Source organism: Mesorhizobium sp. WSM3862, from assembly GCF_002294985.1.
GTDB lineage: Bacteria > Pseudomonadota > Alphaproteobacteria > Rhizobiales > Rhizobiaceae > Mesorhizobium.
This window is the reverse complement of the sequence record NZ_NSGE01000006.1, coordinates 130510-157330: the sequence shown is the minus strand read 5'-3', so window position 1 is coordinate 157330 and position 26821 is coordinate 130510. Positions and strand designations below refer to the sequence as shown.

25 protein-coding genes are annotated in these 26821 nt (G+C 63.4%); 10 read left to right on the top strand and 15 right to left on the bottom strand.

Annotation, left to right across the window (positions count from 1 at the left end; genetic code table 11):
* Positions 1-7: 7 nt before the first annotated feature.
* Positions 8-943, top strand: a complete 936-nt coding sequence (locus CK224_RS19850; protein ID WP_095782906.1) for a DmsC/YnfH family molybdoenzyme membrane anchor subunit — start codon at positions 8-10, stop codon at positions 941-943.
* 7 nt (positions 944-950) lie between these two features.
* On the opposite strand, the gene pdeM is transcribed toward CK224_RS19850, so the two are convergent.
* The 5 genes from pdeM to CK224_RS19825 form a co-directional block, all read right to left on the bottom strand.
* Positions 951-1667, bottom strand: coding sequence for a ligase-associated DNA damage response endonuclease PdeM (pdeM, locus tag CK224_RS19845; protein ID WP_095782905.1), 717 nt, complete (start codon positions 1665-1667; stop codon positions 951-953).
* A gap of 16 nt (positions 1668-1683) precedes the next feature.
* Positions 1684-4215, bottom strand: coding sequence for a ligase-associated DNA damage response DEXH box helicase (locus CK224_RS19840; protein WP_095783122.1), 2532 nt, complete (start codon positions 4213-4215; stop codon positions 1684-1686).
* Positions 4216-4430: 215 nt separating this feature from the next.
* On the bottom strand, positions 4431-5291 hold the full coding sequence (locus CK224_RS19835) for an NlpC/P60 family protein (RefSeq protein WP_066996454.1): 861 nt from the start codon (positions 5289-5291) through the stop codon (positions 4431-4433).
* Positions 5292-5341: 50 nt separating this feature from the next.
* Positions 5342-5692 carry a MarR family winged helix-turn-helix transcriptional regulator gene (locus tag CK224_RS19830; protein ID WP_066996450.1) on the bottom strand — a complete coding sequence of 117 codons (351 nt, stop codon included), beginning with the start codon at positions 5690-5692 and terminating at the stop codon, positions 5342-5344.
* A gap of 74 nt (positions 5693-5766) precedes the next feature.
* A complete protein-coding gene (locus tag CK224_RS19825; RefSeq protein WP_095782904.1) occupies positions 5767-7131 on the bottom strand; it encodes a leucyl aminopeptidase family protein in 1365 nt (454 codons plus the stop codon).
* Between the two features lie 122 nt (positions 7132-7253).
* On the opposite strand from CK224_RS19825, the gene CK224_RS19820 reads away from it, so the two are divergent.
* Positions 7254-8081 carry a tetratricopeptide repeat protein gene (locus CK224_RS19820; protein ID WP_095783121.1) on the top strand — a complete coding sequence of 276 codons (828 nt, stop codon included), beginning with the start codon at positions 7254-7256 and terminating at the stop codon, positions 8079-8081.
* Positions 8082-8261: 180 nt separating this feature from the next.
* Here the strand turns inward: CK224_RS19820 and CK224_RS19815 are convergent, their stop codons facing one another.
* From CK224_RS19815 to CK224_RS19775, 9 genes are all read right to left on the bottom strand, one after another.
* Positions 8262-9278: a type II secretion system F family protein gene (locus tag CK224_RS19815; RefSeq protein ID WP_066996444.1), complete on the bottom strand. Its 1017-nt coding sequence runs from the start codon at positions 9276-9278 to the stop codon at positions 8262-8264.
* Between the two features lie 13 nt (positions 9279-9291).
* Positions 9292-10305, bottom strand: a complete 1014-nt coding sequence (locus CK224_RS19810) for a type II secretion system F family protein (protein WP_066996441.1) — start codon at positions 10303-10305, stop codon at positions 9292-9294.
* 131 nt (positions 10306-10436) lie between these two features.
* Complete coding sequence (locus CK224_RS19805) at positions 10437-11936, bottom strand: CpaF family protein (protein ID WP_066996438.1); 1500 nt, start codon at positions 11934-11936, stop codon at positions 10437-10439.
* Positions 11937-11966: 30 nt separating this feature from the next.
* Positions 11967-13250: a CpaE family protein gene (locus CK224_RS19800; protein ID WP_170950412.1), complete on the bottom strand. Its 1284-nt coding sequence runs from the start codon at positions 13248-13250 to the stop codon at positions 11967-11969.
* A 31-nt stretch (positions 13251-13281) separates the two neighbouring features.
* Positions 13282-14019, bottom strand: coding sequence for a CpaD family pilus assembly protein (locus tag CK224_RS19795; RefSeq protein ID WP_066996433.1), 738 nt, complete (start codon positions 14017-14019; stop codon positions 13282-13284).
* 14 nt (positions 14020-14033) lie between these two features.
* Positions 14034-15563: a type II and III secretion system protein family protein gene (locus CK224_RS19790; protein ID WP_095782903.1), complete on the bottom strand. Its 1530-nt coding sequence runs from the start codon at positions 15561-15563 to the stop codon at positions 14034-14036.
* Positions 15560-16372: a Flp pilus assembly protein CpaB gene (gene cpaB, locus CK224_RS19785; RefSeq protein WP_067324575.1), complete on the bottom strand. Its 813-nt coding sequence runs from the start codon at positions 16370-16372 to the stop codon at positions 15560-15562. The genes CK224_RS19790 and cpaB overlap by 4 nt, the downstream gene beginning before the upstream one ends.
* 275 nt (positions 16373-16647) lie before the next feature.
* Positions 16648-17166 (bottom strand): prepilin peptidase, encoded by a 519-nt coding sequence (locus CK224_RS19780; RefSeq protein ID WP_095777483.1) that lies wholly within the window; start codon positions 17164-17166, stop codon positions 16648-16650.
* A gap of 170 nt (positions 17167-17336) precedes the next feature.
* Complete coding sequence (locus CK224_RS19775) at positions 17337-17510, bottom strand: Flp family type IVb pilin (RefSeq protein WP_067324571.1); 174 nt, start codon at positions 17508-17510, stop codon at positions 17337-17339.
* A gap of 356 nt (positions 17511-17866) precedes the next feature.
* On the opposite strand from CK224_RS19775, the gene CK224_RS19770 reads away from it, so the two are divergent.
* The 3 genes from CK224_RS19770 (at position 17867) to CK224_RS19760 (ending at position 19773) form a co-directional block, all read left to right on the top strand.
* Positions 17867-18289, top strand: coding sequence for a pilus assembly protein N-terminal domain-containing protein (locus CK224_RS19770; RefSeq protein WP_095783120.1), 423 nt, complete (start codon positions 17867-17869; stop codon positions 18287-18289).
* Between the two features lie 135 nt (positions 18290-18424).
* Positions 18425-19024 carry a TadE/TadG family type IV pilus assembly protein gene (locus CK224_RS19765; protein ID WP_095782902.1) on the top strand — a complete coding sequence of 200 codons (600 nt, stop codon included), beginning with the start codon at positions 18425-18427 and terminating at the stop codon, positions 19022-19024.
* Between the two features lie 128 nt (positions 19025-19152).
* The gene (locus CK224_RS19760; RefSeq protein WP_095782901.1) at positions 19153-19773 is read left to right on the top strand and encodes a TadE/TadG family type IV pilus assembly protein; all 621 of its coding nucleotides are present in this window, start codon (positions 19153-19155) and stop codon (positions 19771-19773) included.
* A 4-nt stretch (positions 19774-19777) separates the two neighbouring features.
* Here the strand turns inward: CK224_RS19760 and CK224_RS19755 are convergent, their stop codons facing one another.
* Positions 19778-20704 carry a PhnD/SsuA/transferrin family substrate-binding protein gene (locus CK224_RS19755; protein WP_095782900.1) on the bottom strand — a complete coding sequence of 309 codons (927 nt, stop codon included), beginning with the start codon at positions 20702-20704 and terminating at the stop codon, positions 19778-19780.
* A 128-nt stretch (positions 20705-20832) separates the two neighbouring features.
* Here CK224_RS19755 and CK224_RS19750 point away from each other — a divergent pair, with 128 nt between their 5' ends.
* The 5 genes from CK224_RS19750 to dnaA all read left to right on the top strand — a co-directional run bounded on the left by CK224_RS19750 (position 20833) and on the right by dnaA (position 26662).
* Positions 20833-22080, top strand: coding sequence for a phosphopentomutase (locus CK224_RS19750; RefSeq protein WP_095782899.1), 1248 nt, complete (start codon positions 20833-20835; stop codon positions 22078-22080).
* Positions 22064-22954 (top strand): bifunctional DNA-formamidopyrimidine glycosylase/DNA-(apurinic or apyrimidinic site) lyase, encoded by an 891-nt coding sequence (gene mutM / locus CK224_RS19745; protein WP_095782898.1) that lies wholly within the window; start codon positions 22064-22066, stop codon positions 22952-22954. Before CK224_RS19750 ends, mutM begins: the two co-directional genes overlap by 17 nt.
* Positions 22955-22994: 40 nt before the next feature.
* A complete protein-coding gene (locus CK224_RS19740; protein WP_095782897.1) occupies positions 22995-23768 on the top strand; it encodes an enoyl-CoA hydratase in 774 nt (257 codons plus the stop codon).
* 245 nt (positions 23769-24013) lie between these two features.
* On the top strand, positions 24014-24280 hold the full coding sequence (rpsT, locus tag CK224_RS19735; protein WP_066996401.1) for a 30S ribosomal protein S20: 267 nt from the start codon (positions 24014-24016) through the stop codon (positions 24278-24280).
* A gap of 909 nt (positions 24281-25189) precedes the next feature.
* The gene (gene dnaA / locus CK224_RS19730) at positions 25190-26662 is read left to right on the top strand and encodes a chromosomal replication initiator protein DnaA (protein WP_245299622.1); all 1473 of its coding nucleotides are present in this window, start codon (positions 25190-25192) and stop codon (positions 26660-26662) included.
* Positions 26663-26821 lie beyond the last annotated feature (159 nt).

The window sequence follows — 26821 nt, the reverse complement described above, 5'->3', positions numbered from 1 at the left end:
CGCAGCCATGCATCCCGCCTATTCCGTCGTCTTCTTCACCACCGCCACCGGGGCCGGCTACGGCCTGCTGGCGCTGCTCGGCGTCCTTGGCGGGCTGGGATTGATCGCGCCCGAGTTCTGGCTCGGACTCGTCGGCATGGCGCTTTCGCTTGGCTTGATCGCGGCCGGCCTGCTCTCCTCGACCGGCCATCTCGGCCGCCCTGAACGCGCCTGGCGCGCCTTCTCGCAATGGCGAAGCTCCTGGCTGTCGCGCGAAGGGGTCGCCGCGGTCGCGACCTTCATCCCGGCCGGGCTGTTCGGCATTGGCTGGGTGCTGATGGGCAAAAGCGGCGGTTGGGTGGCCATCGTTGGCCTGATGGCTGCCGCCGGCGGCGTCGTGACAGTCTGTGCGACCGGAATGATCTATGCCTCGCTGAAGCCGATCGCGCAGTGGCACAGCCGATATACTTTGCCGGCTTATCTTATCTTCTCGGCAATGACGGGTGGCTTGCTGCTCAACGGCCTGCTGCGAAGCTTCGGGGCCGGATCAACCGCGGTTCTGGCCGGCGCGCTGCTTGCCACGCTCGCCGGGTGGGGCTGGAAGCTTGCGACCTGGCACTACAACGACAGGCTGGAAATCCCGACCACGGCCAACACGGCGACCGGCCTCGCCGGCGGCACTGTGCGGTCCATCGAATGGCCGCACACCGAAGAAAACTACCTGCTCAAGGAGATGGGTTTTCGCATTGCGCGCAAGCATAGCGCGAAGCTGAGGCGAATGACGCAGGTGCTGGCCTTCGCCGTGCCGGCCATCTTGCTCGTGATCGCCTTCGCCTTGCCATGGCCTTTCGCAGCAGCCGCATCACTGCTTGCAGCGCTTATGCAATTCGCGGGCATGCTGGTCGAACGCTGGCTGTTCTTCGCCGAGGCAAAGCACACCGTCACGCTCTATTACGGCAGATGAAGCCGCTTCAGCCCGGCCGCAGCATCGAGCCGGAAATGGCAAAGATGCGCTCCGCACCCAGCATGTAGGCAACAAGCGTTTCCAGGCGGAACAGTCCGGCATAGGCGCGGTCGAGCACGTTGAGCGAGCCGGTATAGGCGCCAAAGGCCGGCATGATCATGCGGCCGCCGTCACCGGCGAAGCAGCGCCGCCTGACCGAGCGGCCGCGCTGGACGATGCGGGCGCAGGGGTGCAGATGGCCGGCGATCTCGCCCTCCACCCGCAGCTTGGATGGTTCATGGCGGAAGACAAGCGAACCGATCGCGAGTTCCCTCACCGTCTCGCCAGGCAGGTCGGCGGGAGCATCCGGATCATGGTTGCCGGCAACCCAGAACCAGTCGCGGCCGGCCATCATCGCCTCCAGCCGCTCGCGGAAGCTTAGATGCATGCGCTCGGCGCCGCCGCCGTCGTGGAAGGAGTCGCCAAGGCTGACGACGATCCGCGGACCGTAGTCGGCGATCACAGCCTGCAGCCGCAGCAAGGTCGCACCTGTATCATAAGGCGGGATCAGCGCGCCGCGCCTGGCGAAGGACGAGCCCTTTTCGAGATGCAGGTCGGAGACCGCAAGCAGCCGCAGATCGGGGAAATAGAGCACGCCGCGCCGGTCGCAAACCGCTCGTTCGCCAGCGATGCCGACGAAGTCGGCCTCGGCGACCAGCGTTGCGCGCGACAGCGAAAAATTCATCCCCTCTTGCCTTCTCTCAGTCGGCCATCTCCGGCCCCATGGCCTCTTCAACGAGGGTGGCGGCATCCATCAACAGCGTTTCATCCGCCTCGCCATGCACCGGCATCTTGCCGATTTCGAGCATGATCGGCACGGCTAGCGGCGATATCTGTTCCAGGTCCTTATGCACGATTCGACCGCGGATGCGCGAGAGCATCTCGGCAAGTCTGCTGACATCGAGCAACCCGGTCGCTGCATCGACACGGGTCGCCTGGAGCAGGATGTGGTCGGGCTCGTGGCTGCGCAGCACGTCATAAATCAGGTCTGTCGAGACAGTGACCTGGCGGCCGCTTTTCTCCTTGCCGGGATGACGTTTCTCGATCAGTCCGGAGATCAGCGCGCAGTTGCGGAAGGTGCGCTTGAGCAGCCAGCTGTCGGCAAACCACGCCTCGAGATCGTCGCCGAGCATGTCCTGATCGAAGAGCGCAGCCAGCGATGGTTTTTTGTTTTTAAACATCCAGCCCATGTCGGCCAGCGACCAAATCGCCAACGCATAGTCGGTGGCAACGAAGCCGACCGGTTTGGCGCCCGCTCGATCCAGGCGGCGCGTCAGCAGCATGCCCAGCGTCTGATGCGCGAGCCTGCCTTCGAACGGATAGGCTACGAGATAGTGCCGGTTTCCGCGTGGAAAGGTCTCGATCAGCAGATCGTCCCGTTTCGGCAGGACGGATTTATCCGCCTGAAACCGCAGCCAATCGGCCACCTGCTCGGGCAGCTTCTTCCAGCGCTGCGGATCGTCGAGCATGGCGCGCACCTGCTCGGCGAGATAAGTCGAAAGCGGGAATTTGCCGCCGCCGTAGTAGGGCACCTTTGCTTCACTTCCGGGAGCATTCGACACGAAGCACTCATTGTCGCGGATACCCTCGAAGCGCAGAACCCTTCCGGCGAACATGAAAGTGTCGCCATAGGTCAAGGTCTCGAGAAACGCTTCCTCGATCTTTCCCAAGACTCTGCCGCCGCGCGAGGCCGCGCCCTTGCTTCCAGCCTGGACGTAACGAACGTTGAGGGCCGGCACTTCGATGATGGTCCCGACATTGAGCCGGTACTGTTGCGCCACGCGGGGATTGGATACTCGCCACAAGCCTTCCTTGGTTTGGCGAATGCGGGCGTAGCGCTCGTAGTTTCTCAGCGCGTATCCGCCGGTGGCGACGAAGTCGATGACCCGGTCGAATGTCGGGCGGTCTAGGCTGACATAGGGCGCAGCCGACCTCACCTCGTCAAACAGCGCGTCGGCGTGGAACGGGGCACCGCAGGCGCAGCCGAGCACATGCTGCGCCAGCACGTCGAGCCCGCCATTGACCAAAGGCGGCGTGTCCTGCGCGCCGAGATAGTTGGCGTCGAGCGCGGCACGGCATTCGAGCACCTCAAACCGGTTGGCCGGGATCAGGATGGCCTTCGATGGCTCATCCATGCGGTGGTTGGCGCGGCCGATGCGCTGCGCCAGGCGGCTTGCCCCCTTCGGCGCGCCGACATGCACGACCAGATCGACATCGCCCCAATCGATGCCCAGGTCCAATGTCGAGGTAGCGACGATAGCGCGCAAGGCGTTTTCGCCCATCGCCTTCTCGACCCGCCGCCGCTGGGCGACGTCGAGCGAGCCGTGATGCAAGGCGATCGGCAACGTGTCTTCGTTGACGCGCCACAGCTCCTGAAACAGCAGCTCGGCCTGGCTGCGCGTGTTGACAAAGAGCAGCGTCGTCTTGTGCCGCTTGACCTCGCGATAGATCTCCGGAGTGGCGTAGCGGGCGGAATGGCCAGCCCATGGCACCCGCTCTTCGGAATCGAGAATGGAGATGTCGGGCTTGGCGCCGCCTGTCACGACGATTAACTCGGACATGGCCTCAGGGGAAGCCTGGCTGACCAGCCAGCGCCGCAACTCATCCGGCTCGGCGACCGTAGCCGACAGGCCGATGGTCTGCAGCTCAGGGACAAACGCGCGCAGCCGCGCCAGGCCTAGCGCCAAAAGATGCCCGCGCTTCGAGGTGACGAGCGAATGCAATTCGTCGAGGACGACATAACGCAAATCCTCGAAGAAGCGCCTGGCGTCGGCGGAGGCAATCAGAAGAGCGAGCTGTTCGGGCGTGGTGAGCAGGATGTCGGGCGGTGCGAGCTTTTGCCGCTGGCGCTTGTGCGAGGGAGTGTCGCCGGTACGGGTCTCGATGGTCACCGGCAGTCCGATCTCCTCGACCGGCTTGCCGAGATTGCGCTCGATGTCGACGGCCAGCGCCTTGAGCGGCGAGATGTAGAGCGTGTGGATGCCACGATGCGCCCCACCAGGCTTGCGCCGCGGACGTTTGGCGAGCTCGGTCAGCGAGGGCAGGAATCCGGCCAGCGTCTTGCCGGCGCCGGTCGGCGCGATCAGTAGCGCCGATTGACCGGCTTGAGCCTTCGCCAGCAGTTCGAGCTGGTGGGCGCGCGGCGACCAGCCTTTTGCAGCGAACCATTTTACGAACGGCTCGGCGAGAAGGACGGCGACATTCTGTTCGGCAAGGCGCGGCTGCTCTGTCACCCGCAAAGAGGTAGCGCGCTGGCAAGCGATCGCCAAGGAAAATCGGAACAAAAGGGGATCATTCTTCCCCTCTCCCCGTGTGGGAGAAAGGTGGCCCGGCGCGCAGCGCCGAGACTAATGAGGGTGATCCAGCTTGGCGCTACTTGCCAACCGACTTGCGAAGAGCAAATCGGGGCAATCCGACTTCTCTCCCATGGGGAGAGGTTAGGGCGGCGCTAAGGCCTGCGGAACCCGGTCGGGCCGCCATAGAGATAGCCGATCCGCTCGACGGCATCCTTCAGCCCTTCGCGCGAGACCAGCATCGTGTGGCCATTGGCGTGGATCATGTCCTTCGCGTCGGTCATGATCGCGACGTGGCCCTTCCAGAAGACGAGGTCGCCGCGCTGCAGCCCGGAATACTCAGTGCCCGGCTCGAGCGGCGTCCCGATCGATGCCGCCTGCATGTCGGAATCGCGGAGCACATCCTTGCCGGCCATGCGCATCGACAGTTGCACGAGGCCGGAGCAGTCGATGCCGAAGCCGGAGACGCCGCCCCAGAGGTATGGCGTGCCGAGGAAGCTTTCGGCGACCGTCACAAAGTCGTCTGCAACCTCGGCGAGCGGCCGCAGATGGCGGGCAATGACGGTCTGGCCGGATGGCAGCAGCGCGTAGTGCGTGCCGCGCGTTTCGGCGGAACCCGTCACCGTCACCGCGGAGCCCATCGACAGTTGCCCGCCGATCGGGAAGCGCAGGTCCGGTCCGGGATAGAGGAAGGTGCGCGGCACGGAGACGATGTGGGTGGGCGCATGCTCACGTGCGCCGAGTACATTGTCGGCGGCATAGCCGACATAGCCGTCGCGCTCGGCCTGCACCCAGGCCCAGCCTTCCGCAACCTCGAAGACCAGCACGTCGTCGCCGAACAGCGCCTGCGTGTTGATGCCGGCATCGGGGCGCGGCGCCTTGCGCAGGTCGGCGACGGCGGTGGTGATCCGCGCCGGGCGGCCGGCGACAAAGCGATCGGCGGCTACTTCCCCCTTCAGCCTGGCATCGGCGAGATCGGAACGAAAGGCGTGAAGGCGGGCATCCCTGGCGGTCAAATCGGTAGTCCAGTCAAATGAGTTTATCGGTCAGACAGACGAGTTGTCGGTCAGATGGGCAGCTCATGCGCCTTTGCGACGATACCATCGCCGAAGCGCTCGACAAAGAGCGCGCCCTCCACCGTGCGCCGGATCAGCACATTGCGCTTGTCGAGCTCGTCGCGGTGGCGCGAAACCAGCTTCAGCGCGCCCATCGTGTCGAGCGCGCGGGTAATGACCGGCTTGGTGACGTTGAGCCTCGCGGCCAGCCCGCGCACCGTATGCGGCGGCGGATCGAGGTAGATGGTGAGCAGGATGGCGGTCTGGCGCATGGTGAGGTCGGGCGCGTCGTCGCGCACCTGCGACAGCAATACCTGCTGCCACAGTCGCAAGGCCTGGCTCGGGCGCATCGAGATCGACATTTGCCAAGCATGACGGCAAATTGTTTCGCTTCCGTTTCAGTCCACGGCGGCTTTTGCCAGTTTTCTCGTCACACTCACCCGAAGCGCTTCGAGATCACTCGCTCCAGCGCGCGAATGCCTTGCGCCTCGCCCCCCGTCAGGCCGTGCGGGCGGTCATTCGGGTTCCAGGCAAAAATGTCGAAATGCGCCCATCCGGGCGTCTTCTCGACAAAGCGCTTGAGGAAGAGCGCCGCCGTGATCGATCCGGCGAAGCCGTCCGTCGTGACATTGTTGACGTCGGCGATCTTCGAGGAAAGCTTCGCGTCATAGGGACGCCACAGCGGCATGCGCCACAGCGGATCCTCGACAGCAAGCGCAGCCGCAGCCAGGTCGGACGCCAGTGCCTCGTCGCCGGTATAGAAGGGCGGCAGATCGGGGCCGAGCGCAACACGGGCCGCTCCGGTCAAGGTCGCCATGTCGAACAGCAGGGCCGGCCTTTCCTCGTCGGCAAGCGCCAGAGCGTCGGCCAGCACCAGCCGGCCTTCAGCATCGGTGTTGCCGATCTCCACCGTTATGCCCTTGCGGCTCCTCAGCACGTCGCCAGGCCGGAAGGCATTGCCGGCGATCGAATTCTCGACCGCAGGGATCAGGACGCGCAGCCGCACATTCCGTTTCGCCGCCATGATCATCGAGGCGAGACCCAGCACGTTGGCGGCGCCCCCCATGTCTTTCTTCATCAGCAGCATGCCCGACGACGGCTTGATGTCGAGGCCGCCGGTGTCGAAGCAGACGCCCTTGCCGACCAGCGTCACCTTCGGCGCGTCGCTCGGGCCCCAGGTCATGTCAATCAGCCGCGGCGCGCCGGCCGAGGCGCGGCCGACGGCATGGATCATCGGGAAATTCCGCGCCAGGAGATCGTCACCCTTGACGACGGAAACGTCGGCGCCGTGCCCGGCTGCCAACGCCTGGACGGCCTCCTCCAGCTCATCCGGCCCCATGTCGCTGGTCGGCGTGTTGACGAGGTCCCGCGTCAGGAACATAGCCTCAGCGGTGCGGCGCACATGCGCGCCGTCGGCGCCCGACGGCAGCGCGAAGCGCAACGCCCTGCCGGGTTTCTTACCGTAGCGGGTGAATGCGTAGCCGCCGAGGACGACGGCCAGCGCCGCAAGATCGGGCGCTGGCAGATCCTGGGCGAAATGCCATTCGCCCTCGGGCAGCGACCGCGCCAGGGCGCCCACGGCAAGCTGGCTCTCGCCGTCGCCGGTGCCGAACAGCGCGCCGGCGAGACCGCCACCTTCGGCCGGCAGAACGAGCGTGCGGCCCGCCTCGCCGGAAAAGCCATTGGCCCGTGCCCAGGCGATGACGGAAGGGGGAAGGCCAGTGCCGTCGAGGCCATCCTTTCCCACAAGGTAGACTGGCAAGGCTGCTTCCGGTTTCTGGTCAACGAGTTCGACAGGCATTCGATGGTCTCCGGCCGGCACGGCGAGTCGGCTTCTTAACGATCCGTTAGGGTTAACAGAATATTTCTGTGGGAGGGAAGACGGCCAGCTTAATGGCCGCGCAGGAATGGAGACAGGCGCCGATGCCGATCAAAGCGTTGACCTTCACAAGCAAGCGTCTGGTCACCACGGCATTGCTGGCGGTGCTGGCGGCCAGCGTGGCCGGCTGCGGCAGCACCAGCAAGTTCACGACCGGCTCCATTTCCCGCTCCGACAACCGGCCCCTGGAAACGATGTCGGCCAGCGAACTGCACAGCGCCACGACCAGGCTCGGCGAATCCTACGCCCGGAACCCGAATGACAAACGCATCGCCACCAACTATGCCGCGGCGCTGCAGATGGATGGCGACGCCGACCAGTCGCTGGCGGTGATGCGCAAGCTCGCGATAGCCTACCCCAAGGACCGCGACGTGCTCGCCGCCTACGGCAAGGCGCTTGCCGCCAACGGGCAGTTCGAGCAGGCGCTCGATGCGGTGCGCCGCGCGCAGACGCCGGAATATCCGGACTGGCGCCTGGTTTCGGCAGAAGCCGCCATCCTCGACCAGATGGGGCAGCGGGACGAGGCACGTCAGGACTACCGGAAGGCGCTCGAGCTCAAGCCGAACGAACCCTCGATCCTTTCCAATCTCGGCATGTCCTATGTGCTGGAGGGGGATCTGCGCACCGCCGAGACCTATATGCGCTCGGCCGCGCAGCAACCCAACGCCGACAGCCGGGTGCGGCAGAACCTGGCGCTGGTCGTCGGCCTGCAGGGTCGTTTCGACGAGGCCGAAAAGATCGCCTCGCAGGAGCTTTCGCCGGAGCAGGCGCAGGCCAATATCGCCTATCTGCGCCAGATGCTTGCGCAGCAGAATGCCTGGAGCCAACTCAAGGATCAGGACAAGGGCAAGGCGAAGGTCGCGACCAACTGACCACCCGGCACCTACGGAGGTCACCGTTCTACGGAAACCGCGAACTGCTCTAGCTGTTTGTTTTTCGCAATTCCGGACGGAAAACCGTTACTTTTCCTGGAATTGCTTCAAGGCTAGGCCAGACAGCAAAGCCGCGCGGCGCCTGCCACGCGGCTTCTGTCATGACTTCGATGGCTTCGCCTATTGGCTGCTGGAATTGTGCTGGTCGCCGAAGATGCCGCGCTGGCTGACCTGGATGCCGGCCGGCCCTAGGATGATGGCGAACAGAACCGGCAGGAAGAACAGGATCATCGGCACGGTGAGCTTCGGCGGCAGTGCTGCGGCCTTCTTTTCGGCCGCATTCATACGCATGTCGCGGCTTTCTGAGGCGAGCACGCGCAGCGCATGCGCCACCGGCGTGCCGTAGCGCTCCGCCTGGACCAGGGCCTGAGTCACCGCCTTCACCGAATCCAGACCGGTGCGGCTTGCCAGGTTCTCGTAAGCGACCCTGCGGTCCTGCAGATAGGAGAGCTCGGCATTGGTGAGCACGAATTCCTCGGCGAGGGCGACGGACTGAGTACCGATCTCGTCGGCGACCTTGCGAAGCGCTGCTTCCACCGACATGCCGGATTCGACGCAGATCAGCATCAGGTCGAGCGCGTCCGGCCACGCCAGTTGGATCGACTGCTTGCGCTTGGTGGCGCGGTTGTTGACGTAGAGGATCGGCGCATAGAAGCCGCCATAGGCGACAAGAATGCAGACGAACAGCTTGATGAAGGCAGGCTGCTGCGCCAGACCGCCGAGAAGGAACAGATAGATCGCCGCGAGCGCGAATCCGACGAAGGGCAGGATCAGACGAAAGAACAGGAAGCGCGTCAGCGGATTCTGGCCGCGGAAGCCCGCGACTTTCAACTTCTGCAGCGTGCCTTCGTCGGCAAGCGCGCGCTTGAGATCCAGCCGTTCGACGATGTTGCGCATGCCGATCGACTGTTCCTCGCGCAAACCCTTGCGGCGGCGATCGGCTTCATTGGCGAGCCGCTGACGCTGCTTGGCGCGCAGTTCATCACGCTCGAGCGCCACGGTTTTCATGCGCGCCTTGAGCTGATTGCCGCCAAGCGCAGGCATGAGCGTGAAGACGGTCGCAAAAACCGCGATGCCGACCAGGAGCGCGATAAGAAAGGAAGGATCGGTTAGCGTCTTGACGACCTGGTCTGTCATTGGATCCGCGTCCCTAGACTTCGAAGTTCATCATCTTGCGCATCACCAGGATGCCAATCGACATCCAGACGCCGGAGCAGCCGAGGATCAGATTGCCGACGCTGGTGGTGAATAGCGGCATGATGTAGTTCGGACTGGTCAGATAGACGAGAAAGGCGACGACGAACGGCAGGGCGCCGATGATGACGGCGGATGCCTTTGCTTCCATCGACAGCGCCTGTACCTTGGCCTTCATCTTCTTGCGGTCGCGCAGCACGCGCGAAAGGTTGCCCAGCGCTTCGGAGAGATTGCCGCCGGCCTGCGACTGGATCTGGATGACGATGCCGAAGAAGCCGGCCTCGGTGCATGGCATGGTCTCGGACATGCGCATGGTGGCGTCGGGGATCGACATACCCATCTGCTGGGAATCGACGATACGGCGGAACTCGGAGCGGACCGGCTCCGGGGATTCATTGGCGATCAGGCGGATCGCGTCGTTGAGCGGCAGACCGGACTTCACCGCGCGCACGATGATGTCGAGCGCATTCGGGAATTCCTCCAGGAAGGCCTTCACCCGGCGCGCGCGACGAAACGAGACGAACCAGCGCGGCAGGCCGAGGGCTCCGGCCAAGAGAGCGCCGGGCAGGACCAGCAACGGCGCGCCGGCAAGAAAGGCGAGGATCGTAAGCACGATGCCGCAGATCACCGAGTAGATGTAGAAGCGCTCGAGGGAGACGGTCATGCCGGCCTGGCGGATCTGGGCCCTCAGCGGCGGTTTCTTGACGTTGCGGTCATTGGTTTTTTGCTTTTCATCGAGCTGCTTGAGCGAATCCTGAAGCGTCTTACGCCGTCTGACCGCTTCCGCGGCGCGGTCGCGCGTAGCCTTCACCACCGATCGGTCGGTCTCGGCCGTCTTGATCGTTTCAAGGCGCTTGCCGGCCTGCTTCTCGTTATCGATGCGCTTGAACAGGAAGGCATAGGCTATCGCGCCGGCGCTGAGGCCCGCGAGCACGACGAAAGCCAGAACCGTGGTGTCAATTCCGAACATCGACCGGGGCCCCTACACCTCCAGATGCACTAGAGCGGTTCAGCTTTTTATAAAAGCGCTGACCCGGTCTAAGTATTTGTTTTTACGCAATTCCGGACGGAAAACCGCTACGCACTTTTCCTGGAATTGCTCTAGTCAGCGCGTTTCTCCATGGCCTCGAGCGCGTTGGCGAGGCGCTGCTCCTCGCCATAGTAGCGGGCACGATCCCAGAAATGCGGGCGGCCGATGCCGGTGGAGACATGCTCGCCAATCAAACGGCCGCTCGCGTCCTCGCCCTTGATGTTGTAGAGGACGAGGTCCTGGGTGATGACGACGTCGCCTTCCATGCCGATCACCTCGGTGATGTGGGTGATGCGGCGCGAGCCATCGCGCAGACGAGCCGCCTGGATGATCACGTCGACCGAGCCGACGACGATCTCGCGCACCGTCCTCTGCGGCAGCGAATAGCCGCCCATGGCGATCATCGATTCAATACGGTTCAGACATTCGCGCGGGCTGTTGGAGTGGATCGTTCCCATCGAGCCGTCATGGCCGGTGTTCATCGCCTGCAGAAGGTCGAACACTTCCGGTCCGCGCACCTCGCCGACGATGATCCGCTCGGGCCGCATGCGCAGGCAGTTCTTGACGAGGTCGCGCATGGTCACCTCGCCCTCGCCTTCGAGATTGGGCGGCCTGGTTTCGAGACGGACCACATGCGGCTGCTGCAGCTGCAGCTCGGCCGAGTCCTCGCAGGTGATGACCCGCTCCTCGCGATCGATGTAGTTGGTCAGGCAGTTGAGCAGCGTCGTCTTGCCCGAGCCGGTACCGCCCGAGATGACGACGTTGCAGCGGACGCGGCCGATGATCTTCAGGATCTCAGCGCCTTGCGGCGAGATCGCGCCGAACTTGACCAGCTGGTCGAGCGTCAGCTTGTCCTTCTTGAACTTGCGGATGGTGAGCGCGGTGCCGTCAAGCGACAGCGGCGGCGCGATCACGTTGACGCGCGAGCCGTCGGGAAGGCGCGCGTCGCAGATCGGGCTCGATTCGTCGACGCGGCGGCCGACCTGGCTGACGATACGCTGGCAGATGTTGAGCAGCTGCTGGTTGTCGCGGAAGCGAATGCTGGTCGGTTCGACCTTGCCGTTGACCTCGATGTAGACGTTCTTTGAACCGTTGACCATGATGTCGGCGATGTCGTCGCGCGCGAGCAGCGGCTCCAGCGGCCCATAGCCGAGCACGTCGTTGCAGATATCCTCGAGCAGCTCTTCCTGCTCGGAGATCGACATCGCGAAATTCTTGATCGCGATGATGTCGTTGACGATGTCGCGGATTTCCTCGCGCGCGCTTTCCGGATCGAGCTTGGCGAGCTGCGAAAGATCGATCGTGTCGATGAGCGCGGAAAACACCTGGCTCTTGGTGTCATAATAGGTTTCGCCGCGCTCGCGCTGGACCCTTTTCGGCGGCTCGGGCGCCATCGGCGGCGCCTCCACCGGACGGCGAACGGGGGACGCGGCGGGCGTGCTCGGCGCGGGCGCGGCCGGCCGATCGACAGCGATCGTCCCAGCCGGAGCGGGAGCGGCCGGAGGAGGTGCTGGCGGACGGAATTCGGGAGCTGCCCGGCTGCCGTCGTCTGTGCCTCTTTTACCAAACATGATCGACTACCCGATGCCGCTCAGCGAGCGTCATTTCTTGCTGCGTGAAAGCTTGCCGAGGATGGCGCCAAGGCTTGCCTTCTTCTTCGCCTTGATCTCGCTGCGCCCTGTCAGCACATGCGCTATTTCGTTGATCGTGCCGACGACCGGACTCTTGGCATCCATCTCGCCGAGCATGCGGCCATTGTTGGCGGCGTTGCCGAACAGCAGCGGCTCGAAATTGATCACCGCCATCGGCGTGATGCCGAGCGGTTCGGAAAAATCCGATGCCGCGATCTCCGGTCGTTTGGGAACGCCCGCCTGATTGATGATCAGCTTCGGCGGCGGATCGTTCGGACGCAGCCGCTTCAGCATGTCGACCATATTCTTGGTGTTGCGCAGATTGGCGAGTTCCGGCGTGGCCGTGATGACGATCTCGTCGGCCTTGATCAGCGTGCTCTTGGTCCAACCGCTCCAGACGTGAGGGACGTCGAGCACGAGCAAGGGCGCGCTGCGCTGCGCCGTTTCGATGACCTGGGAGAAGGCGTCCGGATCGAAATCATAGACGCGCTCGAGCGTGGACGGTGCCGCCAGCAGCGACAAATGCTCGGCGCATTGCGCGAGCAGCCGGTCGAGATAGACCTCATCGACGCGCTCGGGCGAAAACACCGCCTCGGCGATGCCCTGCGCGGGGTCCCGGTCGAAGTTGATGTTGGCGGTGCCGAAGGCGAGATCGAGATCGGCGACGACGACTTCGGACTTGAACAAGGACGACATCGCCCAGGCGACGTTGTGGGCGATCGTCGAGGATCCGACACCGCCCTTGGCGCCGATGAAGGCGATGGAGCGGCCGATCGGATCGGACTCGGGATCGACGAAGATCGACGAGACGACGCTGACGATATCGGTCATCGAGACCGGCGCGATGACATATTCGGAAATGCCCGAACGGATAAGCTCCCGGTAGAGTCCGACATCGTTGTAATGGCCGATGACCACGACCTTCGAGGTCGGATCGCAATATTCGGCGAGCTGAGCGAGCTGCTCCAGCAGCTGTTTCGGCTCGCTGCGCGATTCCAGCAGGATCAGGTTTGGCGTCGGCGCCGACTGGTAGAATTCGATCGCGGTGGCGATGCCGCCCATATGGACCTTGAGATGGGCCTTGGCCATGCGACGATCCTCGCCGGCGCGCCCGATCGGATTTGCGACGCCTTCGGTCTCGCAAAAAGCCTGGATCGAGATGCGCGGCACCGGGCGCAGCGCCTGCATGGCGGCGATGTCCTGTTGCGAAAGATCGCCGGTATCCGCAGGCGTGTCGTAGGCAAGATTGCTCATCGTCATGCTCTTTCCGTGATCCGCCGCGGGCTCAGTAAGTCACTTCCGAATTGCCGAGGAACTCATCCGAAATGCCTCTCGCCCGATAGACGTCGATCACCGCGCCGCGATTTTCGGCATCGATGTCGGACTGCTTGCGTGGCCCGAGCAGATCGTTGGGATTGGCCATCTGGGCGGCGAGGTTGTTCTGATAGGAGCACCCGAAATCGGCGTAGTGCTTGTTCTCGGAAGTCTCGGTCAGATCCTCGGGCCAACGCCCGCATTTGTCGGTCTGTGCCCTCACCGCCACGAAGGCCACGCGGACCGGCGCCGAAGCCTCGGGCACGGCCGACTGATAGGAGGTCATGATGATATTGTTGCGCTTGACGCCTGCGGCCATCGCAAGTCTGGCGAAATCGCGGCTCGCGGCCTGGGCGGCGGCCTGGTTCGCGGAACCCACCGGGGCCGCGATCGTCAGCGCCGGCGCGGCGCTCCTGTCGTAGCCGTCGAGGAAGCCGAGCAGAGTGTCGCGCTGCGAAGCCGTCATGCCGCGATCACCGGCGCCGACCGGGAGGTCGATCTTCTGGTTCTTCTCGGCGATAACGATCGGATGATTGGTGCGGTAGTCGTCCGGAATGGAGCCCACTGTCACGCTGTCGCGATGGAAGTTGGCGCATCCGGTGAGCGACGCCGCAAGGGCGATCGCCAGGACCGGAGCCGACCCGCGGAATCGTCCGCGGCCCGATTGTGCCGCTGCGATCGTCATGGCCTTCGATGTTGAGTTGGACATGTCCGCTTTCCCGCTCACTTGTAGATGAAGCCGACAACGCCGTGGTAACGGCCAGGTGGCCTATCGGTCTGCATGGTGCCGTAGACGCGATTGACGCGACCGAGGAACATGCCGGCGCCGTCGCTCGGCGCATTGAAATTATCGTCGGGCTTGGCCAATTCGTTGCGCGCCACGGGCCGCGCCAGATAGGGCGTGATGATGATGACGAGCTCGCTTTCGTTGCGCACGAAGTCGCGGCTGCGGAAGAGCGCGCCGAGCACCGGAATCTTGGTCAGTCCGGGCAATCCAACGACGGCCTGCCTGACGTCGTCGCGCACAAGGCCTGCGATCATCATCGAGCCGCCGGAAGGCAGTTCCACCGTCGTATCGGCCAGGCGTTTGCGGAGCGACAAAGCGTTCATGCCGATGCTGCTGTTATCCGTGGATGCCGACACGGAGCCCTCGGTTGTCGGTTCGGAAACCGACGTTCTCACCTTCAGGCTGATGCGGCCGGGTGACAGCACCACCGGCTGAAACTCCAATCCGATGCCGTATTCGATCTTCTCGACCTGATAGTTCTTCAGGCCGGTCTGGTTGTCGTTGGAGACGTTGGCGGTAACATTGGTCACCATATTGTATTCGCCGCCGACCTTGAAGGTCGCCTTCTCCCCGGACACGGCGGTCAAGGTCGGCTCGGCCAAGGTCTTCATGACCCCCGACTGCTCCATTGCGTTGATATAGGACTGCAGCCCGGACGCACTGATCCCTAGGCCCGCGTTCGACAGCGGCTTACCGAGACCAGCGTAAGGGTCGCTGAGCGCGCCCCAGGAGATGCCGTTGCTGCCGCCGCTGGCCATCATGTTGACGCCGAGCTGCTTCATCACCGAGCGGCTGACTTCGGCCACCGTCACCTTCAGCGTCACCTGATCGTCGCCGATGATCTGCAGCAGATTGACGATCTTGGAAACCCGGCGCTCCTGGTCGGGATTGTTGATGTCGACGCCGCCGTTGGCGGACCCGCCGGCGGCCGTCTGTGAATATTGGCCGGTCGTCGCTTCACCGCCCGAGACGAAGATGGTGGCCAGGTCGACGGCGCGCTTGGCGTCGAGCGGTGTATCGACATTGCCGGTGAGAATCACGTTGTCGTTCAGCAGCTCGACCTTGATCTGCGACGTCGGGAGGAAGCGCTTGAGATAGTCTTCCAGCCCGGCCACGTCGCGTTCGACCGCCAGGTCAAGACTGGCGATCTGCTCGCCGTTGGGGCCGAAGACGAAGATGTTGGTTTCGCCGACCGCCTTGCCGAACAGATAGATCCGGCGCGCCGTGCGCGTCACTGCGTCGGCGACCGCGGGATTGGCGACGAGTATGTCGTAGGCGTCGCTCGGCAGGTCGATGACCACTGACTTGTTGAGGCCGAGCTTGACGCGCTGCGAGGCAACCGAGGCCGTCACACCCGCTGCCCTGTTCGCGGCCTTTGCCTCGACGAGCCTAGGTGCATTGGTGCCGATCAGGAACAGGCCGATTGCGGCCGCCGCGATGACGGGCAGTTTGCCGATTAGCCTCATTTCCTTGCTCCCACTTCGGAAACCTGGCCCGACTTGATCAATCGCACCGTGCCGCGCCGGCCATTGCCGTTCACCAGATAGTCGGCCTCGCCCAGGTTCTTCTCATTCGTGTCGGTGATCGAACGCAGCGCCAGGGTCAGGCGGTCCGCCATCTGCTGCGCCACCGTGATGATCTCCGCCTGCTGCGGCGTCAGCTCCAGCGTCGCGGTCTGGCCGACCCTGGTCTTCTTGCCTTCCTCGTCCTCCTGGATGGTCTGGTCGATGGCCAGGACACGGATGTTCTTCAGGATGGTCTCGGTATTGAAGCCGCTGCCGCCATTGCTGGCGTCGGCGCGCCGGGTCATGATGACGTCGACGAAGTCATTGGGCAGGATGAAGCCGCCGGCGGACGTATCGGCCGATATAGCGGTCGCGACAGCGCGCATGCCGGACGGCAGGATCGAGGACATGAAGCTCTGCCCCTCGCCGACCAGCTTGGAGCGCCGCAACGGCTCACCGGCATACATGGCTACACGCGCCACCGAACCCTTCAGCTTTTCGACTGCGTCCGGTTCGGCCGCACGGGTGATGAAATTGGCGTTGATGCCGCTCGCCGGCCACTGCTCCCACCTGATGTTGTCACCGAGCTGGCTGCCCATTGCGACATCGCCGGAAAGCGCCAGCACGTCTTGCAGCGCGATCGCCGGCTGCTTGGGAGCGTTGACGACGACTTGAGCCGGCGGCGCCACTACCATGTTCTTCGCGACATAACCCGCGCCACCCGCCGCGGCCACGGCCACGCTCAGAATAATCAGTCGGGATGCTGGCATTCGTCCGGACCCTTCGCCTCAAGGCAAACCACCTCGCCAAGCCGGACTTTGCAGCCGCAATCGTCAAAACAAGGTTAATGCAATGCTTACGATCGTGATTAATTTAACGTTTACTCAAATTGGACCGAACCGCCTTGCCGTTAACAAAAAAAGGCGGCCAAGCGCCGCGAGAACCCTTGTCACAGAAACGGATTTTCCGAAGGCAACAAGCTGTTTGGTAGGCGTAAAGCCAGACTCCGTAGCGCACCGAGCGCATCTGAAGATGGCGATATGCTTTAGGTCGTGAGCCTATCCAGCGCCCAGACCATCAACGAAGAATCCGGAAAGGTGAGGAGCCCGCCAAGACCAAGCGCGACGCCATAAGGAATGCCTGCGGTCTCGTCGGCGAAATGGCGCAGAAAACGGTTGTGGCCGGTGTAGATCGCAAATGGCGATTTCCGGTAGGCCAGAATGGCAACCGTCAGCAGGCCGCCGATCAATGTCGAGGTGACTAGGTAGCCGATGAGATTGATGTTGAGCCCCATCCATACGGCGGTCGCGGCCAGCAGCTTGGCATCGCCGCCGCCCATGCCGCCGAGCGCGAATAGTCCGAACGTCGCGGCCAGCACCAGGGCACCTGCCGCGAAATGCCCGCCATAGATGGCCCAGTCCATCCCGGTCAAAGGAGCGACCAGAGCGAACGTCGCCACGAGCAGCACCGGCACGCGGTTGGCGATCGTCATCGAAAGCATGTCGGAGATCGCCGCAAACAGCATGCAGAAAGGAAAGACGACGAAGATTACAGCTTCAAGCATGAGACAACACAATGCCGTGAGAAAAGTAACACGCCCAGTCTAGCCACACGCCATTAACGGTCGGTGAGTGCCGACGATCAAATTCGCGCGCAACCAGATGCTGCAACGAACAAGGGCCGCCTCGAGGCGGCCCTTCTCGTCGAGAGCGACTTCGTCGTCCTCGGTTGATCTTAGTTGGAGTTTTGGACCGCGCTGGCAATTGCCTTGAACTTGGTGTTCAGGGCAGTGCCGAGCTGGCCGGCGCCGACCATGATGGCGAGCGCGATGAGGGCGGCGATCAGACCGTATTCGATGGCGGTCGCGCCGGATTCGTCCTTTACGAAACGTGCGATGAGGTTAGACATTCGAGAGCTCCTACTCCACGTGTTACAGCACTTCCGTCAACTTCTCTTGCCGGTTGATCGGATGTGCCAAATCTAGGGGGAAGCCCTTTCGATCGGCTTAATAAATACCCTTACCGATTCCTTTCCGGAGGCGATCCCGTTGCTTGGTTAACCGTGGCCTAAACCTCCAGAGGCGGAGCGGCGGGCAGGAAAAGCGCGGAGATCCGGCCCATCCGCGATTTCGCTAAAGCAGCGTAGGTTGTCGGCTTATGACCGCGGAGCCGACCAATCCTTATCGCGGCCATGCGGCGCTTAACCGTCGGTTCACCAATTTCGTTCATGTTCCGTTGAACAGTCTGCCGCTCCGGAGCGCTTCAATGACCTCGTCGAGATCGCCATTTTCAGTCGTCGCACTGTTGGCTCTCGCCGCATCCGTCATGCCGGCCAGCGCCGGCGCCGGCATCGAGGTCACCATGAATCAAGCAAAGATCGTCAAGTTGTCGCGCGCGGCCGATACGATCGTCGTCGGCAATCCGGCCATCGCCGATGCCGCCGTGCAGGACGCCTCGACGGTCGTTCTCACCGGCAAGGGTTTCGGCGTGACCAATCTGGTCGTGCTCGATTCCGATGGCAGCCCGATCATAGATGAGCAGGTGACGGTCGTCCGACAAGCCGCGTCCTCGGTGCGCATCTATCGACGCGCCGAAGTCCAGACCATGTCCTGCACGCCCTATTGCGAAAGCTCGTACAAGAGCGAGGCTGAGAAAACGTCCGAAACGGAAATGAACGCAGCCCGCTGAGCTTAAGGACGCAAGCGCCCGCAGGTTAACAGCGGGTTAAGGGCAGCCCACCGAGTTTAACGCTGATCCAAACCGGACCTCAATGGGTGGTCGATAGGTTGCAGCCGACATTGCAAGGATCGGCAGGAACGGAACATGAGCAGGGCGCCCAAGGGTGGCATGGACGGCAAGGCCGAGGCAAAGCCACGCCCCGGTTTCTTCAGCGACAGGCGCGGCAGCACGGCATTGGAATTCGCAATGCTGGCCATGCCGTTCGCCTTGCTCGTTTTCGCCATCCTGGAGAGCTGCATCTCGTTCGCCGGCCAAGAAGTGATGGCCAACGCCACCGACGATATCGCGCGCCAGCTGCGAACCGGCCAGCTCAAGAAGGCCAACGTCACCGACGCCTCGATCAAGACGCTGATCTGCGACAGGCTGGAGATCATGATCGCCGCGAACTGCCCCGGGTCGGGGTCAGATGCTTCACTTCTGGTGGACCTGCGCGAATATCCGACCTTCGCCGACGCCGCGGCGGCGGGCTTCAAAATCCAGAACGGCGAAATCGTGCTGACAGGCACGAGCTCGACGAGTTTCACGGTGTCGCCGGGGCTGGCGGAATCGAAGAACATGCTGCGGGTTTTCTACAAATGGCCGGTGATCACCGATTTCCTGGCCAAACAAATGGCCAATCTGAATGGCGGCAAGACGCTGCACTTCGCATCGGTAACCTGGCAGAACGAACCATTCGACGACTAAAGGAGGTCGCGTGACGCGACCTGCTTCAGCTTTTTGATTTTCAGCATGTCTCCCGAAACCGGGTTCACTTCGGGAGACATGCTTCAAGATTGCGGCCGGCCGAGACTTGAGGCGGTGTGGGGGGCAGTATGTACCGTGTGGGGGCACAGCGACGAATTTCGGCTTTCGTGGCGAAGGCGACACGGTTTTGCCGCGATCGCCGCGGCGTCGCGGCAATCGAGTTCGCCTTCATCGTGCCGGTGCTGCTCATCATGTACTTCATCACGATGGAAGCCTCGCAGGCCATCGAGACCAGCAAGAAGGTCAGCCGCATCGGCAGCATGGTGGCGGATCTCGTCACGCAGCAGACCAGCGTCACGAAGGCCGATCTCGACGCGATCATGAAGATCGGTACCTCGACGCTGCAGCCCTACAATCGCTCCACGCCGACGATCATCATCACCGGGATCCAGATCTCCGACGAGGCATCGCCCAAGGCGACGGTGGCCTGGTCGCGCAAGCTTGTGGGCACCACCTATAGCGCCGACGCGGCGAAGACCAGTCCCACCACCGTTCCGCCAACGCTGAATATCCGCAACACCTTCCTTGTCCGGGTGGAAAGCGACCTCGGCTATAAGCCGATCATCACCTGGTCCGCCGACAGTTCGTCGACGCTTGGATTGACCTCGGCCTTCAACAACATATCGATGGGCGAAACATACTATCTGAGGCCGCGCCGCGGTCCTACGGTTCCTTGCACCGACTGCTGACGGACTAATCCCCGCGAGTTTCCCGCCGCACGATGGCCAGGGCCGTTGCGTAGTCCTTTGATACGGCCAGTTCGAAGCCGCCGGAGTGCGTCGGCTCCAGAAGATCGTAGACGTCCGGAGTCAGCGACTTGAGATTGGTCAGAAACACGGCCAGCCGGCGCTTGGCTTCGGCGTCGAGATCGCTGCGCACCGCATGAGGCCCATATCGCAGCGGAGCCGAGCTCCACAGCACCCGAAGCGACGTCTTCGGGACGCCGGCGGCCGCAAGCCGCATGATGGTGCCGCCCGTGTCGGTAGGCTGGCCGTCGGCGCCGACAGGCTCCCAGCCGAACAGGCCGTCGGCTTCTCCGTCGCCGAGCATCGCCTCGGCCGCGGTGGCCGACGAGGCGCGCGCCAGGAAAGGTGAATCCTGCGCGATCGGCACGCCTTCGCCGGCCAGTTCGGTCAGCGGCAGGAGGGAACCGGCGACATTGTCGGCGGGCGCGATGGCGATCCGATGCGAGGCGATCGCTGTGAGGCCCGGCACTTTGCCGTCGCGCGTCACCAGCAGGGAACGGACGCCGGCGGCTCCATCGGCATCGACCGGCGCCACCAGCGGCTCGACACAGCCGCAGCGCTCCGAAGCCGTAGCATAGGCGAGCGCCGAATAGACCGCATACTGTATGCGGCCGCTCGCCTGAGCCTCGATCAATGCCGCATAGTCGCGAGCAACCACGAACTCGACCTTCATGCCGAGAGCGTTCGTATAGGCATCCGTCAAGCGGGCCAGACCAGGTACCGTGTTGCCTCCTCCAGGCTCGGCGACGATTCCTATGCGAAACGTGCCGATGTCGTCGCGCCAGTCGGCATGCGCCGGCGGGGCCGCGGAGAGCGCCGCGAGAGCCACCGCGCAGGTCCTCAATGCCTGGCTTGCCGCCGATCTTACGCCCATGCCCATCCTTGCCGCACTCCCTCGATCCGCACCACTTTGCACCAAGCCGTTGCGGTCTGGTATCCGATTTGCCAACGCCGCTGCGGAACTCTATGTCTGGCTGGTTAGATTGGCACGATGGCACCCCTATGGCGCGGGCTTTCCTATTCGTTCTCGATTCTTTCGGCATCGGCGGAGCGGCCGATGCCGAACGCTACGGCGATGCCGGCGCCGACACATTCGGACACATCGCACAGGCTTGCGCCGAGGGCCGTGCGGATCGTGGAGGCCTGCGCAGCGGACCGCTTGCCGTGCCCAACATGATCTCGCTCGGGCTCGCCCGCGCCGCCAAGACGGCAACCGGGCTGACGATCGACCTCGACGCGCCGCTGCTTGCCGCGTCGTTCCATGGCGCTGCCCAGGAGGTCTCGAGCGGCAAGGACACGCCGTCGGGCCATTGGGAGATTGCCGGCCTGCCCGTGCGTTTCGACTGGGGTTATTTTCCCGACACCGTGCCCGCCTTCCCGGCCGAGCTGACCGGCGCGATCATCCGCGAAGGCAAGGTGCCGGGCATCCTCGGCGATTGCCATGCGCCAGGGACCGAGATCATCGAGCGCTTCGGCGAGGAACACATCCGGACCGGCAAGCCCATCTGTTACACATCGGTCGACTCGGTATTGCAAATCGCCGCGCACGAGACGCATTTCGGCCTGGAGCGGCTCTACGAGCTTTGCCTGACGGTGCGCCGGCTGGTCGATCCGCTCAACATCGGGCGGGTGATCGCGCGGCCCTTCGTCGGCGAGACAAGCGCCACCTTCCAGCGCACCCACAACCGCCGCGACTATGCCGTGCCGCCGCCGGAGCCGACCTTGCTCGACCGGCTGACCGAGCGCGGCAGCAAGGTCATCGCCGTCGGCAAGATCGGCGACATCTTCGCCCATCGCGGCATCGCGGAGGTGCGCAAGGCGGGCGGCAACATGGCGATGTTCGACAAGGCGCTCTCCGCCATGGACGACGCCGGCGAAGGCGATCTGGTCTTTGCGAATTTCGTCGATTTCGATACCGAGTTCGGCCATCGGCGCGATGTCGCCGGCTACGCCGGAGCGCTTGAGGCCTTCGATCGCCGGCTGCCGGAAGCGCTGTCGCGCATCAAGCCGGGCGACCTTCTCATCCTCACCGCCGACCACGGCAACGATCCGACCTGGCGCGGCACCGATCATACCCGCGAACGCGTTCCGGTGATCGGGATAGGGCCGGGACTGAAGGGCGGCGACATCGGGCTCAGGCCGACCTTCGCCGATATCGGCGAAACCATCGCGGATCATCTCGGGCTTGCGCCTGGCCGCCACGGCACCTCTTTCCTCGCGACGATAGGCGGCCATGCCGGAACTGCCTGAAGTCGAAACGGTGCGGCGGGGGCTGCAGCCGGTCCTGGAAGGGGCGCGGCTCGTCAATGTCGAGGCGCGACGGCCAGACCTTCGCTTTCCCTTTCCCGAACGGTTCTCGGAGCGGCTTGCCGGCAAGACCGTGACGGCGCTTGGCAGGCGCGCCAAATATCTGACGATGCACATCGAAAACGGTCCGGTGCTGATCTGCCATCTCGGCATGTCGGGATCGTTCCGCGTCGAAACCGCTGGCAACGGCCGCATTCCCGGCAGCTTCCATCACGAGCGCTCGAAGAGCGAGGCGCATGACCACGTCGTATTCGATGTCGACTCCCCGAAGGGCGAGCGGTCCCGCGTCATCTTCAACGATCCGCGCCGTTTTGGCTTCATGCTGTTTGCCGAAGGCGCGCCGGACACGCATCCAATGCTGGCGGGGCTGGGCATCGAGCCGACCGGCAATGCGCTCGACGGTCCCCTGCTCGCCTCGCTGCTCGAAGGCCGCAGATCGCCGCTCAAGGCCGCGTTGCTCGACCAGCGGCTGATCGCCGGGCTCGGCAACATATATGTGTCGGAAGCGCTGTGGCGCGCCGGCCTGTCGCCGCTGCGCGAAGCCGGCACCATAGCCGGCTCCGGCAAGAGAGCGAAAGAGCAATGCGAACGCCTGGCCGCCGCCATCCGCTCGGTCATCGCCGACGCGATCGCCGCCGGCGGATCCTCGCTGCGCGACTATGTCCAGGCAGACGGGTCGCTTGGCTATTTCCAGCATTCCTTCGCGGTCTATGACCGCGAAGACGAGCCATGTCCGAAACCGGGCTGCAGCGGCCATATCGAGCGCATCGTGCAGAGCGGCCGATCGACCTTCTATTGCCGGACCTGTCAGCGGTGAGCTAGACCGGTCTCCTCAATCGAAGCGAGGAGACGATGCCATGGCCTATGAAACCATTCTCGTGGAGACACGCGGCAAGGTCGGGCTGATCACGCTGAACCGGCCGAAGGCGCTCAATGCCCTGAATTCGCAGGTGCTGGCCGAGATCGTGGCGGCGGTGAACACGTTCGGCGCCGATGCCGGCATCGGCGCGATCGTGCTCACAGGTTCGGAAAAAGCCTTCGCGGCCGGCGCCGACATCAAGGAAATGCAGGCGATCTCCTTTGTCGACGCCTATACTCAGGACTTCTTTGTCGGGTGGGAGGAGCTCACCCGTGCGCGCAAGCCGATCATCGCCGCGGTCGCCGGCTACGCGCTTGGCGGCGGCTGCGAGCTGGCCATGATGTGCGATTTCATCATCGCAGCCGACAACGCAAAATTCGGCCAGCCCGAGATCACGCTCGGCGTCATGCCGGGCATGGGCGGATCGCAGCGATTGACCCGCTTCGTCGGCAAGTCGAAGGCGATGGACATGTGCCTGACCGGGCGGATGATGGACGCTGCCGAGGCCGAGCGCTGCGGACTGGTGTCGCGAGTGGTGCCGGCGGCCGAGCTGGTCGAGGAGGCGCTGAAAGCGGCAGCGAAGATCGCCGAGTTTTCCCTGCCGTCGGTGATGATGACGAAGGAAGCCGTCAACCGCGCTTTCGAGACGACGCTTGCCGAGGGGCTGCGCTTCGAGCGCCGCCTTTTCCACTCGCTGTTTGCGCTCGATGACCAGAAGGAGGGTATGGCCGCCTTCGTCGAGAAGCGGAAGCCGAATTTCAGCAACCACTAGGGAATGTCGGCCCAATGCGTGCCGCGATTTGGCAAGAAGCCGGGCATGCACCAAGACAACGGCTTTAGGCGTGCGGACCCGTTTCAGCGCGGTGCGGCTTCAAGCCCCAAAAAGACCGCGAAGCGGCGTTGACGCGCCGGAAAAGCTGAACTATAAGCCGCACCAACCGAGGCGGCCCGTGGCTGCCCGTTTGTTTTTTGCGCCCTGCGACCCGCTGGCGCCCACCAGATCAGAAGAGAGGCATCATGGCCAATACGTCCTCGGCCAAAAAGGCAACGCGCAAGATCGCCCGCCGGGCGGCGATCAACAAGAACCGTCGGTCCCGCGTCCGCACCTATGTTCGCCAGGTCGAAGAGGCGCTCGCCGCCGGCGACAAGGCTGCTGCGCTGGAAGCCTTCAAGGCCGCGGAGCCGGAATTGATGCGCGCCGCAACCAAGGGTGTCCTCCACAAGAACACGGCTTCCCGCAAGGTTTCGCGGCTGGCCCAGCGGGTCAAGGTGCTGTCGGCCTGACCGACTTCCCTTTAGAACCGTTATCCTTGAACCCGGCCGCACAGGCCGGGTTTTTTCGTTTGCCGGCAAGTACTTAAAAAGAACGGTCCGACAACGACGCTTGGGCCGAATTTCAAAGTAGCCAATGTTTTGCCGGCATATACATAATCGCTCATGTCGACGACCGCTGGATGCGGGCACGGCCACAGATGAGCCTGCCACAAAATCCATATATTTTTCAAAAGCTTACAGACGGTCATCCACAGCTTGTTCAACTCGCGGAGGAGCGGCGGGGGACAAGTAGCTGTCAAGAGAATTATTTCAGAAAATTTCCGAAGGTGTGGCCTTTTTCACATTCCACGGAAAAGGGTTTGAATCACAATGGCTTTATGAAAATGGGCCGCGGTGGCGCCTGCTTTGAACACGTCTCCGGTAACCAGATTCGTTAAAAATCCGTTAGACGTGGCCTTGCCCTATCCACAGCGATTTCGGTAATGTCCATCCATCGAAGGGACGGGCACCTGCCCTTAACCCAGCCTGAATCGGCCAGCAAAAAATGGCGGAATTCATGACGCGGAGCAATTCCGCGTGCGGCTTGGTTTGTCTCTTCGGTGCGGGTAGGGGACTGGCGTAATTGTACATGGCAGTCGACGTTGGGCCGGCATTTTCGCCGGGCGGTGTTGTATTGTCTTGGCATGATCAAGCCGGCTTGCGAGAGCCGGCAGAGGTCCCTTGCGCAACGTTGCAACGATATCGCCGGCGGCGGCGATAGAGGCGCAGCGAAAAACGTCGCCGGACCCAGGGTGCAGGAGGCGCACTCCCGGCGGAAAAAGGGTACGAGAGACAAGGAACTTGATCATGCAGAGCGGCATCGAAGGGGAGATTGCGGGCGAACTCCCATTCCCAGCAACTATCGTCGGAGGGGACGACATGGCGGCATCCAGCGACGCTGAACAGAAGTTCGAGCGGGTCAAGGCCCAATTGAAGGCGCGTCTGGGAGCCGAGGTCTATTCGAGCTGGTTCGGCCGCATGAAGGTTGCCGAGGCGTCGCGCGGCATGGTCCGCATCTCGGTACCGACGGCCTTCCTGCGGTCGTGGATCAACGGCCATTACCTTGATCTTATCGCCGAACTGTGGAGGCACGAGGATCCCGACCTTCTCAAGATCGAGATCGTCGTGCGGACCGCCACGCGGCAGGGCCGCAACAATGTCGAGCCGGAGATCGCGCCGGCGCGCAAGATGACCAAGCAGGCCCAGACCGCGCTTGCCGCCGGCACCGCGAGCGCCGGTCGGGTGGAGCGGACGCCGGCGCCCCGCCAGGGCGTGCCGGCGGAGACCGAGTTCCGCCACAATGTGCTGGGGTCGCCGCTCGATCCGCGCTACACTTTCACTTCCTTCATCGAAGGGCCTTCGAACCGTGTTGCTTTCGCGGCGGCCAAGGCGGTGGCGGAATCGCAGTCGAGCGCGGTGCGCTTCAACCCGCTCTTTCTCCATGCGACCGTCGGCCTGGGCAAGACGCATCTGCTGCAGGCGATCGCGGCGGAATCGCTGCGGCACAATCCGAAATCGCGCGTGGTCTACCTGACGGCGGAATATTTCATGTGGCGCTTCGCCACCGCGATCCGCGACAACAATGCGCTGACGCTGAAGGAGCAGCTGCGCGACATCGATCTGCTGATCATCGACGACATGCAGTTCCTGCAGGGCAAGTCGATCCAGCACGAGTTCTGCCATCTCATCAACATGCTGCTCGACAGCGCCAAGCAGGTGGTGGTCGCCGCCGACCGGCCGCCGTCTGAACTGGAGTCGCTGGAGCCGCGGGTGCGCTCGCGCCTCAACGGCGGCGTGGCGCTCGAAATGTCGGCACCGGATTTCGGCATGCGCCTCGGCATGCTGAAGCTGCGCCTTGCCACCGCCAAGATCGACGATACCTCGCTCGACATTTCGGATGAGATCCTCGATCACGTCGCCAGAACGGTGACGGGCAGCGGGCGCGAGCTCGAAGGGGCCTTCAACCAGCTGCTGTTTCGCCAGTCCTTCGAGCCGCAGATCACTATCGACCGCATCGACGAGATCCTCGGCCATATCTACCGCTCGGGCGAGCCGAAGCGGGTGCGTATCGAGGACATCCAGCGCATCGTGGCGCGCCACTATAACGTTTCGAAGACGGAACTGCTCTCAAACCGCCGCACGCGCACCATCGTCAAACCGCGGCAGGTAGCGATGTATCTCTCCAAGGTGATGACGCCGCGCTCGCTGCCGGAGATCGGACGCCGTTTCGGCGGCCGCGATCACACGACGGTCCTGCACGCCGTGCGCAAGATCGAGGATCTTTCCGGCGCCGACAACACGCTGGCACAGGAACTCGAACTGCTCAGAAGGCTGATCAACGAGCAGGCCTGAGCGCTTAGCCCGCTTTATCCCCAGAAAGCCCGCGCAACCGGCTGGAACCGGTGCCGCGGGCTTGCGTTTGCAGGGTTTTTACTGTCAGCTTACATAGATTCTGAGCTTTTCGGAGCTTTTGCGGGGCGCCGCCGCCCGGTGACCCGTTCATTCATTGAA

Coding starts and splice junctions, on each gene's coding strand:
- CK224_RS19765 (WP_095782902.1), top strand. CDS start 18,425: ATGAGCAGGGCGCCCAAGGGTGGCATGGACGGCAAGGCCGAGGCAAAG.
- CK224_RS19790 (WP_095782903.1), bottom strand. CDS start 15,563: ATGAGGCTAATCGGCAAACTGCCCGTCATCGCGGCGGCCGCAATCGGC.
- CK224_RS19850 (WP_095782906.1), top strand. CDS start 8: ATGCATCCCGCCTATTCCGTCGTCTTCTTCACCACCGCCACCGGGGCC.
- mutM (WP_095782898.1), top strand. CDS start 22,064: ATGCCGGAACTGCCTGAAGTCGAAACGGTGCGGCGGGGGCTGCAGCCG.
- CK224_RS19760 (WP_095782901.1), top strand. CDS start 19,153: ATGTACCGTGTGGGGGCACAGCGACGAATTTCGGCTTTCGTGGCGAAG.
- dnaA (WP_245299622.1), top strand. CDS start 25,190: ATGGCGGCATCCAGCGACGCTGAACAGAAGTTCGAGCGGGTCAAGGCC.
- rpsT (WP_066996401.1), top strand. CDS start 24,014: ATGGCCAATACGTCCTCGGCCAAAAAGGCAACGCGCAAGATCGCCCGC.
- CK224_RS19825 (WP_095782904.1), bottom strand. CDS start 7,131: ATGCCTGTCGAACTCGTTGACCAGAAACCGGAAGCAGCCTTGCCAGTC.
- CK224_RS19740 (WP_095782897.1), top strand. CDS start 22,995: ATGGCCTATGAAACCATTCTCGTGGAGACACGCGGCAAGGTCGGGCTG.
- CK224_RS19780 (WP_095777483.1), bottom strand. CDS start 17,166: ATGCTTGAAGCTGTAATCTTCGTCGTCTTTCCTTTCTGCATGCTGTTT.
- CK224_RS19795 (WP_066996433.1), bottom strand. CDS start 14,019: ATGTCCAACTCAACATCGAAGGCCATGACGATCGCAGCGGCACAATCG.
- CK224_RS19810 (WP_066996441.1), bottom strand. CDS start 10,305: ATGTTCGGAATTGACACCACGGTTCTGGCTTTCGTCGTGCTCGCGGGC.
- CK224_RS19815 (WP_066996444.1), bottom strand. CDS start 9,278: ATGACAGACCAGGTCGTCAAGACGCTAACCGATCCTTCCTTTCTTATC.
- CK224_RS19750 (WP_095782899.1), top strand. CDS start 20,833: ATGGCGCGGGCTTTCCTATTCGTTCTCGATTCTTTCGGCATCGGCGGA.
- CK224_RS19775 (WP_067324571.1), bottom strand. CDS start 17,510: ATGTCTAACCTCATCGCACGTTTCGTAAAGGACGAATCCGGCGCGACC.
- CK224_RS19770 (WP_095783120.1), top strand. CDS start 17,867: ATGACCTCGTCGAGATCGCCATTTTCAGTCGTCGCACTGTTGGCTCTC.
- cpaB (WP_067324575.1), bottom strand. CDS start 16,372: ATGCCAGCATCCCGACTGATTATTCTGAGCGTGGCCGTGGCCGCGGCG.
- CK224_RS19805 (WP_066996438.1), bottom strand. CDS start 11,936: ATGTTTGGTAAAAGAGGCACAGACGACGGCAGCCGGGCAGCTCCCGAA.
- CK224_RS19830 (WP_066996450.1), bottom strand. CDS start 5,692: ATGTCGATCTCGATGCGCCCGAGCCAGGCCTTGCGACTGTGGCAGCAG.
- CK224_RS19820 (WP_095783121.1), top strand. CDS start 7,254: ATGCCGATCAAAGCGTTGACCTTCACAAGCAAGCGTCTGGTCACCACG.
- CK224_RS19800 (WP_170950412.1), bottom strand. CDS start 13,250: ATGAGCAATCTTGCCTACGACACGCCTGCGGATACCGGCGATCTTTCG.
- CK224_RS19755 (WP_095782900.1), bottom strand. CDS start 20,704: ATGGGCGTAAGATCGGCGGCAAGCCAGGCATTGAGGACCTGCGCGGTG.
- pdeM (WP_095782905.1), bottom strand. CDS start 1,667: ATGAATTTTTCGCTGTCGCGCGCAACGCTGGTCGCCGAGGCCGACTTC.